The organism is Kocuria sp. U4B (genome assembly GCF_054875615.1).
On record NZ_JBTYJD010000002.1, the window covers coordinates 60,985 to 74,619 of the forward strand.

General features: G+C 67.4%; 8 protein-coding genes. 2 read left to right on the plus strand and 6 right to left on the minus strand.

Features of this window, described 5'->3' with window-relative positions; translation table 11 throughout:
• Positions 1-110 precede the first annotated feature (110 nt).
• Entirely contained in the window at positions 111-1,160 is a 1,050-nt protein-coding gene (locus ACYSMR_RS18155) for a LacI family DNA-binding transcriptional regulator (RefSeq protein ID WP_461748184.1), read from the plus strand.
• An 850-nt stretch (positions 1,161-2,010) separates the two neighbouring features.
• On the opposite strand, the gene ACYSMR_RS18160 is transcribed toward ACYSMR_RS18155, so the two are convergent.
• The 5 genes from ACYSMR_RS18160 to ACYSMR_RS18180 form a co-directional block, all read right to left on the minus strand.
• Complete coding sequence (locus tag ACYSMR_RS18160; RefSeq protein WP_461748185.1) at positions 2,011-3,255, minus strand: IS256 family transposase; 1,245 nt, start codon at positions 3,253-3,255, stop codon at positions 2,011-2,013.
• An 887-nt stretch (positions 3,256-4,142) separates the two neighbouring features.
• The gene (rhaS, locus tag ACYSMR_RS18165; protein ID WP_461748186.1) at positions 4,143-5,201 is read right to left on the minus strand and encodes a rhamnose ABC transporter substrate-binding protein; all 1,059 of its coding nucleotides are present in this window, start codon (positions 5,199-5,201) and stop codon (positions 4,143-4,145) included.
• A 58-nt stretch (positions 5,202-5,259) separates the two neighbouring features.
• On the minus strand, positions 5,260-6,318 hold the full coding sequence (locus ACYSMR_RS18170; RefSeq protein WP_461748187.1) for an ABC transporter permease: 1,059 nt from the start codon (positions 6,316-6,318) through the stop codon (positions 5,260-5,262).
• A complete protein-coding gene (locus ACYSMR_RS18175; protein ID WP_461748188.1) occupies positions 6,311-7,363 on the minus strand; it encodes an ABC transporter permease in 1,053 nt (350 codons plus the stop codon). The genes ACYSMR_RS18170 and ACYSMR_RS18175 overlap by 8 nt, the downstream gene beginning before the upstream one ends.
• Complete coding sequence (locus ACYSMR_RS18180) at positions 7,360-8,883, minus strand: sugar ABC transporter ATP-binding protein (RefSeq protein ID WP_461748189.1); 1,524 nt, start codon at positions 8,881-8,883, stop codon at positions 7,360-7,362. The genes ACYSMR_RS18175 and ACYSMR_RS18180 overlap by 4 nt, the downstream gene beginning before the upstream one ends.
• Before the next feature lie 193 nt (positions 8,884-9,076).
• On the opposite strand from ACYSMR_RS18180, the gene ACYSMR_RS18185 reads away from it, so the two are divergent.
• Positions 9,077-10,114, plus strand: a complete 1,038-nt coding sequence (locus ACYSMR_RS18185; RefSeq protein WP_461748190.1) for a LacI family DNA-binding transcriptional regulator — start codon at positions 9,077-9,079, stop codon at positions 10,112-10,114.
• A 289-nt stretch (positions 10,115-10,403) separates the two neighbouring features.
• Here the strand turns inward: ACYSMR_RS18185 and ACYSMR_RS18190 are convergent, their stop codons facing one another.
• Complete coding sequence (locus ACYSMR_RS18190) at positions 10,404-13,379, minus strand: glycosyl hydrolase (protein ID WP_461748191.1); 2,976 nt, start codon at positions 13,377-13,379, stop codon at positions 10,404-10,406.
• Between the last annotated feature and the right edge of the window lie 256 nt (positions 13,380-13,635).

The following is a 13,635-nucleotide window of genomic DNA, read 5'->3' on the forward strand; positions in this document are numbered from 1 at the left end:
GACCCCTCATTAGGATGGGATTGCGGAAGGGCCACGACACCCTGGAGCTGGTGTCGTGGCCGGCTCGCAGCGTGTAGAGCGAGACACCCAAAAGAGAAGGCGGAGAAGGCATGGCTGGGTCGGCGGTGAGCATCAAGGACGTGGCCCGGGAGGCGAACGTGTCCATCGGGACGGTCTCCAACGTCCTCAACCGCCCCGAGGTGGTCTCCAAGGACCGCCGCCTGCGGGTGCTGCAGGTGATCGAGGAGCTGGGCTACGTGCGCAACGACGTCGCCCGTCAGCTCAAGGCCGGCCACTCCCGCACCGTCGGGCTGGTGGTGCAGGACTCCGCCAATCCCTTCTACAACGAGATCGCCCTGGGCGCGGAGACCGCCGCCGAGAAACTGGGCCAGGCCGTGATCACCGGCAACGCCGGGCTCTCGTCGGCCCGGGAGACCCTGTACCTGGACCTGTTCGAGGAGCAGCGGGTCAGGGGTGTGCTGATCACCCCGCAGTCCCCACAGCGGGGGCGGGTCGACGCTCTGCGCTCCCGCGGCACCCCTGTGGTGCTCGTCGACGAGCATGCCCCGCCGAGCCTCTACTGCTCCCTGGCCGTCGACGACGTCGAGGGCGGGCGGGTGGCCGTGGAGCACCTGCTGGCCGGGGGGGCACGGCGGATCGCTTTCGTGGGCGGGCCGGCCACCCTGCACCAGGTCGTCGACCGCCACGCCGGCGCCCAGAAGGCTGTGGCCGCCGTGGCTGGGGCCTCCCTGGAGGTGGTGGAGACCACGGCTCTGACCGTGCTGGAGGGCCGCCGCGTCGGGGAGCAGGTCCTCGCCCTGCCCGCGGCCCGGCGCCCCGAGGCGGTGTTCGCCGCCAACGACCTGCTGGCCGTGGGCCTGCTGCAGGCCTTCGTGGTCAGCCACCGGGTGCGGGTGCCCGAAGACGTCGCCCTGATCGGCTACGACGACATCGACTTCGCCACCTCCGCGATCGTGCCGCTGTCCTCCATCCGCCAGCCCGCCCGACTGATCGGGCGCACCGCGGTGGAACTGCTCGAGGACGAGATCACCGACCCCGACCACCACCACCGCCACGTCAGCTTCCAGCCCGAGCTGGTCGTGCGCGACTCCACCGCACGACCCCTAAAACCTCGCGTCGCTCCTAGGCCGGAGGCCTAGAACGTCCCGGCACCCGATGCTGTGCACGCCCTACCTCAGGCCAGCTACCGGCCGCTGACCAGGACGAGTGGAAACAGGTAAGAGTACTCGTCCCACCCTGCCCACAGGCGTCCGCGCAGGCTGCGTGATGACCTCTATGCTGACCGTGAGGATGGTGGTCTCCCTCGCTCGGGTCTGACTCATATGTCGACCGGCGGAAGACGGCCCTATCTTGGATCTGTCGGCCGGGGCGGGTGGCGTCATTGCATCGGCGCGTGGCCGTCAGGACGGGGCGATCTCATCAGAGCCTGGTGCCCCTTCGGGCCCCACCACTGTCCTGTCCGCCGTGCTCGCCGTCCGCGTGCTGCTGGTGCGAGGCCTCGGACGAGGAAGTGCATCAACGGACACCGTTGCCATCTTCGTCGGCGTGGACACACTCCGCCACCCGCCCACGCAACCACCGTCGATCCGCTCGGGGCTCACGTGAGCGGTCAGGATTTCTCGGCCATCAACGCCGACTACCGCGCCCTGCGCCAAGGGAGCACTCCTACCGAGCCATCCAGGCGGTCGGTATCGAAGGGACCGGCGCCTACGGCGCCGGGTTGGCCCGTTCGTCGTGGCCCCGGCGCATGGGTCGTGGAGGTCGACCGTCCTGACCGCAGGAGCCGCCGGCAGGTCCGGGGCAAGTCTGACCCCCTCGACACCTGCTCCGCCGCGGTGGCGGTGGTCTCCGGGTGCGCCCGGGGAATCTCAAAGAACCGCGACGGGATCGTGGAGTCCATCTGCAGGGTGGACACCTTTCACCGCTGAGGCGATTACGGCGGTCAAGTCCTTTTGAGTGGTGTATAGGATCGGCGTGATCCTGGTGGGGTCAGGCGCTGAGGGCGCCGGGGGCGGTGGTGTCCTCCTGTTCGGCGGTGGTGCTGACGAGGCTCAGGCGGGACTTGGCGAGCACGTCCAAACCGAGGTAGCGCCGGCCTTCGGCCCACTCGTCGTGCTGCTCGGCCAGCACGGCCCCGACCAGGCGAATCAGCGAGGTCCGGTCCGGGAAGATGCCGACCACGTCGGTGCGCCGACGGATCTCGCGGTTGAGCCGCTCATTGGGGTTGTTCGACCAGATCTGGCGCCACAGTCCCTTCGGGAAAGTGGTGAAGGCCAGGATGTCGGCCCTGGCCTCGTCCAGGTGGGCGTGCACGGCCGGCAGCTGGGGCTCGACCATCTCAAGGAGCTTGTCTAACTGCGCCTGCACCGAGGCAGCGTCGGGCTGGTCGTAGACCGAGTGCAGCATCGCCTTCACCGCCGGCCAACTGCTCTTCGGGGTGGTCGCCATGAGGTTTGCCGCGTAGTGGGTACGGCACCGTTGCCAGGACGCTCCGGGCAGGGTCGCACCGATGGCCTCCACCAGCCCGGCGTGGGCATCAGAAGTCACCAGTCGCACTCCGGCCAGTCCGCGGGCCACCAGATCCCGGAAGAAGCCCAGCCACCCGGCGCCGGACTCGGCCGTGGCGGTCTGCACGCCGAGGATCTCGCGGTAGCCCTCGGCATTGACGCCGGTGGCGACCATGACGGCGACCTTCACCACCCGCCCGCCCTCGCGGACCTTCATCGTCAGGGCGTCGGCGGCCACGAACATGTAGGGGCCGGCATCCAGTGGACGGGTGCGGAAGGACTCCACGTGCTCGTCGAGGTCGCCGGCCATGGTCGAGACCTGCGACCGCGACAGCCCGGTGATGCCCAACGACTGCACGAGCTTGTCCATCCGGCGGGTCGAGACCCCGAGCAGGTAGCAGGTGGCCACCACGGAAGTCAGGGCGGACTCGGCTCGGCGACGCCGCTCCAAGAGCCATTCCGGGAAGTAGGTGCCGGTCCGCAGCTTGGGGATCGCCACGTCGAGGGTGCCGACGCGGGTGTCGAAGTCGCGGTGTCGGTAGCCGTTGCGCTGATTCACCCTCTCTGGCGAGCACGCCCCGTAGGCGGCCCCGCACACCGTATCGGCCTCGGCCGAGAGCAGCGTGTTGACGAACGTGGTCAGCATCTGCCGAAGCAGGTCCGGAGAGGCCTGAGCGAGATGCTCGTGCAGGAACTGAGCAGGGTCGATACTGGAAGGAGCGGTCATCGTGATGGTCCTCTTCGAGAGTGCTGTGGAAGGTTCACTCGAAGGATCACGCGGTGACCGCCCTCGTCTATGACGACGCACTCACCGGGCTACCCGTACACCACCATGCAGGACGCAACTATTACGGCTCGGACCCGGTGCATGAACCACATCCATGCCCAACTGCTGACCGGTCCTTCAGGACCTGCAGGAAGAGTGCAGTACGCTCCATGGCGCCGTGTTGATCCGCCGCGCGGTTCGGTTGCGTCCTTCCCATGAGCTGATCGATCCAGCTGGTGCAGCACGGTCCACGCTGCGTTGTCTATGTCTAGCGCGCCACCACCAGGGGTTGACGTCCGAGGGCGACGTGCTAAGCGCCGCAGCGCAGGAGCTGACCACCCAGTCCGCACCGAGGCTGGCTTCACGCTGGGGCCACGGAACCGCAGACCACCCGTTCAGGGGTTGATCCTCGCGGGGATCAGCCCCTGAATGGCTCCGTTTGCGTCGCTACTGCTCATTTTTCGGCCGTCGGTGAAGTCCTTGCCCTGCAACAGCTCTGTCCAGGCCCGGCACTGCTCGACGAAGTCATCCGGGGCAAATCGCGGCGACTTAAGGACCATCGGCTTCGTACACGCCTGGGCAGCCCGCCCCGTGTGCAGAACGGGCTACTGGTCGGCAAGAGACAGGACGGCCTTTTCGTCGAAGATTTCGGTGGAGACCGCTTGCGTCGAGGCTGCCCGCAGCGGGCCTTCGATGCTTCTAGGGCCAGCAATTGGACGACGAGGTCTGTGGTGAGGGATCTGATGTTGAGGGGCAGTCATCGCAATGTCACGGTCCGGCGGAAAAACCAAGGGAAGACCTCCCGGTGCGAGGGCGTGTTGCCCTCGCACCGGGAGGTCGCCGACGACTCAGAAGTCGTAGTCGTCGATGTTGTCGGCGTTGAACTCGGTCGGCGGGCCGACGACGACGATGCCGCCTTCCTCGACGGTGCGCTCCCCCAGCTCGCCTGCGGTAAAGGTGTCGCCAGGGGCGCCGGTGATGGTGCCGTCCACTAGGGCCTTGGCGGCGTGGGCGGTGACCTCGCCGAGCTGGGCTGGGTCCCACAGGGCGAACTCAGTGACGGTGCCGTCCTTGACGAAGGAGCGCATCTCATTGGGCAGGCCCAGGCCGGTGAGGGCGACCTTGCCCTTGTGCTCGGAGGTGGACAGGTAACGGGCGGTCGCGGCGATGCCCACGGTGGTGGGGGAGATGATGCCCTTCAGGTCCGGGTGGGCCTGCAGCAGGCCCTGGGCCTCCTGAAAGGACTTGTTGTCGTCGTCGTCACCGTAGACCTTGGCGACGAGCTCGATGTTCTCGTACTCGGGGTTGGAGGCCAGCTCCTCCTCCATGTACTTGATCCACTCGTTCTGGTTAGTGGCGTTGGCGGTGGCGGAGAGGATCGCGATCTTGCCCTCGCCGCCGATCTGCTCGGAGATCATCTCCAGCTGGATCAGGGCGACGTCCTTGGCATTGACCTGGTTGACGAACAGGTCGCGGCAGTCGGGGTTGGTGTCGGAGTCGAAGGCGACGATCTTTGCCCCGGCCGAACGTGCCTCCCCCAGGGCCCCGCAGACGGCGTCGGGGTCGTTGGCGGCGATGGCGATGGCGTTGGTGCCGGCCTGGGTCTCGGCGTTGATGAAGGTGACCTGGCTGGAGGCCGAGGCCTCCAGCGGGCCGACGACGTTGTTGGAGGCGAAGCCGGCGGCTTCGGCGGCTTCTTGCCCGCCCCCGAGCACGACGTCGGTGTAAGGGTTGTTCAGCTGCTTGGGGATGAAGGTGATGGCGGCGTCGGTGACGGCCTCGCCGCCGCCCTCACCCTGCGCATCGGCCGAGCCGCCGCCGCCGCAGGCAGACAGGGTCAGGGTGCTGGCCATCGCGAGGGCCGTCAGACCGGTGAAGCGCTTAGCGCGGGATCGGGTGGAGAACATCGGTGTTTCCTTCCTTGCCGGGACGGTCCCGGCGGGGATGAGTGGGTGAGGACGGTGGTCAGGCGGAGGGCGGGAGGGTCAGCTGTTTCCGGAGCTTGCGGGTGTGCCGCCACTTCCCGATGGCCGCGCCGATGCTGGGGGCGACGACCGAGGCGATGAGCAGCAGGCCGGTGACCGTGACGAGGACGACGTCCGAGACCCGGTCCAGGCGCAGGGCGTAGTTGAGCGCACCGATCAGCAGGACCCCGGCCACGACGCCGGGCACGGTGCCCTTGCCGCCGAAGATCGAGACCCCGCCGAGCAGGACGGCGGCGATGACCGTCAGCTCCAGTCCGGAGGCGTTGTCGGAGCGGGCGGAGGTGTAGCGGAAGGTCCAGAAGACGCCGGCGGCGGCCGAGACCAGACCGCTGGTGAGGTAGAGCAGGAACTTGGAGCGGTTGACGTTGATGCCGACGAACCGGGCGGCGTCCTTGCTGTAGCCCATGGCATAGAGCCCGCGGCCGAAGGCGGTCTTGTGGAGCACCAGTCCGGTGAGCACCACGAGCAGGGCCACCGGGATCATGATGAGCGGGATGCCGGTGGCCCCCAGCCGGGCAGAGGCCAGGGCGGTCACCTCGACGGGGAAGTTGGCCACCGCGTTGTCGCCGATGATGACCAAGGCCAGGCCCCGGAACAGAGCCAGGGTGCCGATGGTCACGGCCAGGGAGGGCAGGCCCAGGTAAGCGATGAGCACCCCGTTGAGCGCACCGGCGGCCAGCCCGCAGAGGATCGCGACGGCGATCGCCGCCCAGATGCCCATGCCCCCGGCCCACAGCACGCCCAGGACAGCACTGGTCATCCCAGCGATGGAGGCCACGGAGAGATCGATCTCTCCGGTGATGATGATCAGCGTCATCGGCATGGCGATCAGCAGGACGGCCACGACATCGAGCAGGAGGAAGCCGACGGTGACGGGGGTGGCGAAGCGCGGGATCGCGATCGCGGCGAAGACGACGAACGCCGCGAGCAAATAGATCATGACGGCGTCGCGGCCGGTCCACCAGCGGGGTCCGGTGACGGAGTCGTCGGGCAGCGGCTTCGAGGTGTCGACGGCGGTGACGGAGACGGTCTCAGACATGGCGTCCCTCCTTTTCGCGAAGGTGCTTAGCCCGGCGCAGGCCGGCCAGGCGGTCGATAAGGATGGCGGCGAGGATGAGGACGCCGACGATGGCCTGCTGCCAGAACTTGTCGACCTGCAGTGCGGTCAGGGAGGAGGTGATGGTGTTGAGCAGCACCGCCCCGATGGCCGCTCCGAGGATGGTGCCGCTGCCGCCGAAGATGGCCACACCGCCCACCACGGCCGCGGCGACCACGTCCAATTCCAGGCCGGTTCCGGTGGTCGCGCCGACGGCGTTGAAGCGGCTCGTGTAGAGGACACCGGCGAGCCCGGCCAGGGCGCCGTTGGCGACGAAAACGGTGAGGGTTCGCTTGGCCACGGGGATGCCGAAGAGCCGGGCGGCGTCGGGGTCCGATCCGATGGCGTAGAGGTCGCGCCCCGGACGGGTGCCGCCCATGAAGACCGCGACGGCGACAACCACCACCAGGGCCAGGACCGTGATGACGGGGATGCCCAGGACGGTGTCCACGGACAGCGCGCCGAAGGCGGTGGGACGGTCGCCGGCGAAGTACTGGGTGCCGCCGGCCCAGGCGTTGTTGAGGCCGCGGAAGATGTAAAGCGTGCCCAGGGTGATCACCAGGGCCGGAACCTTGGCGAAAGTGACCAGGGTGCCGTTGACGGCACCGAGCAGGGCGCCGAAGACCATCCCGCCGAGGAAGACCAGAGGAATGGGTACCCCGGGAGCGATCGAGAAGATAGTCCCGGTGCCGAAGGCGACCAGGCCGAGCACAGAGCCGACGGAGAGGTCGACATTGCGGGTGATGATGACCATGGCCTGGCCCGCGGCGAGGATCACGATGATCGTAGCGTTGAGCAGCAGGTCCTTGGTGCCCTGCGGGGAGAGGAAGGCCGGGTTGTTGAGGCTGGTGTATGCCACCAAGGCCACCAGCGCAATGATGACCGGCAGTTCTCGTTGCTTGAGCAACCGGGAGAACCGGTGACCCTCGCCGTGGGCGGCCCGTGGTGCGGGCTCGGTGGCCGGTCGCTGGTCCAGAAGCGAGCTCATCGGTGGTCCTCCATGGCTCCGGTGGCGGCGTGCATGACGGTTTCGGGAGTGGCCTCGGAACGGTCGAGGGAGGCCGCGATGCGGCCCTCGTGCATGACGAGCACGCGGTCGGCCATCCCCAGCACCTCGGGCAGCTCGGAGGAGATCATCAGGATGGCCAGGCCTTCCGTGGCGAGCTCGGAGATCAGGCGGTGGACCTCGCTCTTGGTGCCCACGTCGATGCCGCGCGTGGGCTCGTCAATGATCAGCAGCCTCGGGTGGGTGGCCAGCCATTTGGCCAGCACCACCTTCTGCTGGTTGCCGCCCGAGAGGGTCGAAACCGGTTGGTGGAGGGAGGCGGTCTTCACCTGCAGCTTCCGGGTCCACTCCCGGGCGGCCTCGGACTCGGCTCGGGAGTTGATCAGGCCCAGGCGGGTGAACTTCTCGCGCAAGGTCAGGGTCGCGTTGCGCCCAACGGACAGGTCCATGACCAGCCCCTGTTTCCGGCGGTCCTCCGGCACGAAACCGATGCCAGCGGCGATGGCGGCCTTCGGGTCCCCGGCCTTCAGCGGCCGACCCACGACTTCGACGCTGCCGCCGTCGTAGGCGTCGATGCCGAACACGGCCCGGGCCACCTCGGTCCGGCCCGAGCCCACCAGCCCGGCCAGGGCCACGATTTCCCCGGCACGGACCTCGAGGTCGATGCCCGCGAACACCCCCCGACGGGTCAGGCCCTTCACGGTAAGCACCGGCTCGCCGATCTGCGCCACCAGCTTGGGGAACAGCGCATCGATGTCGCGCCCCACCATGTCCCGCACGATCTCCTCCACGGTGGTCTCCGCGGTGCGGTGGGTGGCGATGTACCGGCCGTCGCGCATCACGGTGATCCGGTCAGACAGGCCGAAGACCTCGTCGAAGCGGTGGGAGATGAACAGGATCGCCGCCCCGGCGTCGCGCAGGGCGCGGGCGACCGTGAACAGACGGTCCACCTCGCGGCCCGACAGGGCGGCGGTGGGCTCGTCCATCACCAGTACGCGCGCGTCCAGGGAGATCGCCTTGGCGATCTCGATGAGCTGCTGATCAGCGATGGACAGCCCCTCGGCCGTGCGGGCCGGGTCCAGGTCGACCCCCAGGCGGTCGAACAGACCGGCCGCGTCCCGGCGCATCCGCGCGTGGTCCACGAGGCCGAGCCGGTTCCGGGGCTGACGGCCGATGTAGATGTTCTCGGCCACCGACAGGTCCGGGAACAGCGTGGGCTCCTGGTAGATCACCGAGATGCCGGCCGCCTTGCTGTCGGCGACGCCGCGGAAGGAGACCGGCTCACCACCCACCGTGAACTCCCCGGCGTCCGGGGCGTGCACACCGGCCAGGATCTTCACCAGGGTGGACTTTCCCGCCCCGTTCTCCCCGCACAGGGCGTTGATCTCCCCGGCCCACAGCTCGATCGTGCCGTCCGCGAGAGCGACGACAGGACCGAAGGTCTTCAGGGCCCCGCGCAAGGCCAGCACGGGGCGGTCCTGAGAGGAGGCTGTTACTTCCATGATGTGTTCACCTTTGTGATGGGGCCAGAAGAGCAACTAGTAAATCGTTTCAATCGTCGTGTGAACTAGATCATAGGGACGGTGTAGTGTGGCGTCAATCACGGATCGAGGAGATGCCGTTCTGCGTTGATCCGTTTCAAAGCCGTCAGTACGGTTGAGGCCTGCCACTGGCCAGGGAAGGTAGGACGCGGTGATGAACGTCAGCGTCAAGGACGTCGCTCAGCTCGCCGGGGTCTCCGTCGGGACCGTGTCCAACGTGCTGAACCACCCCGACCGTGTGACGCCGGCCACCCGGGAGCGTGTGCAGACCGCGATCGAGAAGCTGGGATTCGTGCGCAACGCGGCCGCCAGCCAGCTACGTGCCGGGCTGAGCCGCAGCGTGGGACTGATCGTGCTCAACGCCTCCAACCCGTTCTTCACCGAACTGGCCCGGGGCGCGGAGGATCACGCCGCCTCGCAGGGCATCAACGTGCTGGTCGGCCACAGCGGGGAGGACGCCAAGCGAGAGGCGGACTACCTGGACCTGTTCGAAGAGCAGCGCGTGCGCGGGGTGCTGATCTCCCCGGTCGGCGACGTGTCGGCGCGCCTGGCTCGGCTCCGCAGCCGGGGCATTCCCACGGTATTGGTGGACCGGCAGACCTACCGGGAGGACTTCTCCTCGGTGTCCGTCGACGACGTCAAAGGCGGCCGCCTGGCCGTGTCCCATCTGGTGTCCCTGGGCCGGCGGAGGATCACGTTCGCGGGCGGGCCGATCAGCCTGCGCCAGGTGCGCGACCGCCTCGACGGAGCCCGCACGGCACTGCAAGAAGCCGGCCTGCCCGGGCCGGAGGTGCTCGAGACCAGTGCCATGACCACCGCCGCCGGCCGGGAGGCCGCCGACGCCATTCTCCGGCTGCCCGCAGTTGAACGTCCTGAGGCGATCTTCGCCGCGAACGACCTGCTGGCCCTGGGCCTGATGCAAGGGCTGCTGTTCCGCGGCTCCGTCCGGGTCCCTGAGGACATTGCCCTCATTGGATACGACGACATCGACTTCGCCGCATCCGCTGCCGTGCCCCTGAGCTCGGTGCGGCAGAACGCCGTCGGGCTCGGCCGCGCGGCCATGGAGCTGCTGCTGACCGAGGCTTCCGCAGGCCCGGGGTTCGAGCCGCGACAGCTGATCACCGAACCAGAACTGGTCGTCCGCGCCTCCACCGCAGGACACGATGTTCGTGATGAACGACAGGCCGTGTAGCGCCAAGCGGCAGGTGCCCCGGCCGTAGCCGGCGCAGAACGGGAGGGGAGCCCAGGTCCTGTGGGGCGGTCCTGATCCCGGCAGGTCAACCATCAGGCGCAACCGGGACCGCGCCCACGGCGGCATCTGCTTCATGCCCTGGTCTCGACCGCCCCCGCTCGGCATGCTCCCTCGGCGCCGGCCTAGAACGGCGCCTTCCCTCCTCATCGGCCAACAGGCCGATAAGGAGGGAAGGCCCTCTGCACCCATTCCAAAGGATGCCACTGCCCCTGGAAGCGGGTCGGCCGTACTAGCCGAGGACGGCTTTGGTGAAAGGAGTGATCCGGACAGGTCCCACCAGTCCGTAGGGCTGTCGCGCGGCGTTCTGCTGGCCCGACCCCGGGACCGTCCGCATGGTATTCCTCAGGGTGGTCGCAACCTCCACCTGCAGCTCATTGGTCCCGGGCCGCAGGTAGGGCGAGATGTCGACGACGGGGTTGATCATGTCAACGCCGGGAAGCTCTTGGCCGTTCACCGTCACCTTCACAGTGTCGAAAACTTCGCCCAGATCCAGGCGAGCACCATTGGTTGCGCTCCAGTCCTCAGGAAGGACGAAGTCGTTGGTGTAGGTGCCGATCCCCGAGACGTCCTGAAGTTCGGGGATCTGCGACCACGGCTTGAGGGCCGAGAGGGTCAGTTCCTGAGTCTCCTTGACGGTCTGGTCCGGGGTAGCTCCTGGCTTCCAGCTCTCGACGGAGAGCTGCCACGGCCCCAGGTCCGGAGCATCCGGGACATCATCCACGGTGACCGAGCGCGTCTTGCCGCTGTGGAGGGTGAAGCTGTGCTGCCCCTCGGTGGTGACCTGAGCGACCAGTTTCTTGCCGTCGTAGGCCACGTCGGTGTCGCCGCTGGTGACGGACAGGCCACCGGGCTTGGCGTGGAACTGACTGTTGTTGGTCGTCAGGGCGATCGCGGTGGTCTCGCCCGGTGCCAGTTTCAGCTCTGTGGTGACGCTGTCCTTGCCGGCTTGGTACTGGCCGATGGGCTTGATCTCGCCGCTCCATGCCTCGAGCTCATAGGGCTGACCCCGGCCCTCCAGCTGCACCTCGACGGTTTCGTCGGTCTTGCTTGGGTTGTAGAACCAGTAGTACTGCGTCTTGCCATCGGTGCGGCGGACGTTGAGGACCTCACTGTCCTGGTCGTATGCCGCCGAGGCCTGCACCTTCAGTTGAGCGAGAGCCCCGGTGACATCGGCCTCCTCGGCCACGTGCACCACGCCGGGCATCGCCATCAGCTCCTCCATGGCTGCCTGTACGGCGGCATCCTGGGTGCCTGAGTCGTCGAAGAATGGTGTGCGGGTCGGTGCCTCGCCGACTACCACCACCGGAAGACCCTGGGTTGCGAGATCGACGATCTTCCGGGCCGACTCGACGGGCATGTCGGCCTGCTGGTCAATCACCAGCGCTTTGTAGGCCGGACCCTCGGCGTCGAGGCGACCCTTGTGGACCGTGGCGGTCGGTAGGTCGAGGAGTTCGGGGCTGAGGAACTCATAGGTGAATCCGGACTGCTCGAGGCCCTTGTCGTTGTAGTACTGAGGCTTGCCCTTGAGCTTGCCGTTGCCGGCCCGTCCGTAGTCCCAGTAGCTGTTGCGGTAGACCGCTACATCGACCTTGGCCTCGCCCTGGCGCAGCAGCAGTTGCTGGCGGCCGAGGTAGTCCGCAGGCTCCTTCACCTGTGCCCAGGTGGGTTGGGCCCCGTAGTTCTCCGAGAAGCCGGCGTTGCCGAAGTGGTACCAGCCCGGCCAGATGGAGCCGGGGCCGTCCTGGTGCGGGTACCCGTGGAAGACCACTTGGTTCACACCACCGGCAAGGTTCTTGTGCACCTGCGACAGCGTCTGTTCCCACTTGAAGGCGTGAGCCGCCCCGAACGACGCGCAGCATTCCGTGGAGTAGATCGGCTTGTCGCCCATGTGGACCGCAGCGGCCTGGGTGCGGAATCCGTCGATCATGTTCTGCAGCTGGAAGCTCTCGGTCTCGGGCACGTCGACGGCCAGGGCCGCTTGAGTGATCTCCAGCGACTGGCCGTAAGAGGGCTGGACCCGTAGCTGCAGTCCCTGGGCGTTCGACCACTCGCGCAGCGGATCCAGGTGGTTTTCCACGTAGAGGTCGGTCAACGTCTGGTAGTAGTCGTTGCGGATACGTTCGCCGGTGTCGCCCTCGAAATCGAAGTCGGCCGGTGTCTCGATGTTGACGGGAAAATTGAAGAAGCGGTTCAGGCCGGTGATCGAGATCGCTGGCAGGTAGGGCGTGAGGTCGTAGCCACGACGCTTCTCGAACTCCGCCAGGAAGGCCGGGGTCCACAGTATGTTCGGATCCAGATGCAGGGAGTCCTCGAAGATATCGCCGCCGGTCGCGGCGAGCCGCTCCTGCACCTCGGGGGTGATCAGTGTCTGCTCCCAGAACTCGGTCAGGGCAGTGGCGCCGGCCTCGCTCAGGTGGTCGACGGTGTACGACGTGGGCGAGGTGACGTTGTCGACGGTATCGCCGTCCGGGCGCTGCCACCAGGCAATCAGGACCCACTGGCCTCCGGCCGGCGCCGACCAGCTGAGCCGCCCGTCCTGGACCTTCGAGGTCAGGTCCACCACGCTGGACTCCATCAACCGCACCGGCTTGCTCTCCGCGGTCGAGCCCTCCGCCAGCCGCGCTGCGGTGACGGCCACCAGCTCCCTCTCGGTCACCCCGTTGCGTGGGGCCAGCGTCGGCTCCGGGACCGCGGCGTTGAACTGTGTGCCCCCGTCCACGAAGGCGCGACCGTGGACCAGTTCCTTCGCGGTGGCCGGCGCGTTGGGATCCATCGGCACGGCAGCCGGATAGGACGCACTGGCTGTGAAATCCACGGTCAGCCCGTGTTTCTCCGCCTCCTCGAGCACGACGTCCATGGTGTGGTTCCAGGCCGGGGAGCCGAACCCGTACTCCGCCACCAGCGACGGGTCTTCGGTGGGCGTCCCCAGAATCTCCACACCGCTGAATCCAGCAGCCGCGATGTCCGCGACCTCTGCCCGAACGGTGGAGTCCTTCATCGGCGCCAGCGGCATCCACCACCGCATTTTCGGGCGAACCGAGGTGGGCGGGGCGGCGAACGTCTCAGCCGTCAGCCCGACGGCCTCGGGCGCCAGCTGAGCAGGCGGCGCTTTTGGCAGGGCAAAAGAGGGCGACACCGGAACGACGGCCAGCGACCCCGCCAGGGCCATCGTGGAGACGATGCGACATGAAGCACGCAGATTCATGCAGGATTCCATATCTACTTGGCCTGGCCATGGAGGATGGCACAGGACGGAAGTGAATCGTTTCAAAGAATGCAACGTCTCCAGTGTGTCATTGCATATGTGATCTAGGCAACACTTTTCCTCAATGGCCCCGCTTGTAGGAGCGAAATGTCTAGAGCGGCTTGAAGAGCCCAGGACATGCCGTAGGTGAATAGACGGACCTGGGGGCAGCATCTGCGGGGACTACTGGAGGGAAAGTTGAGTGCTGGACCAGACT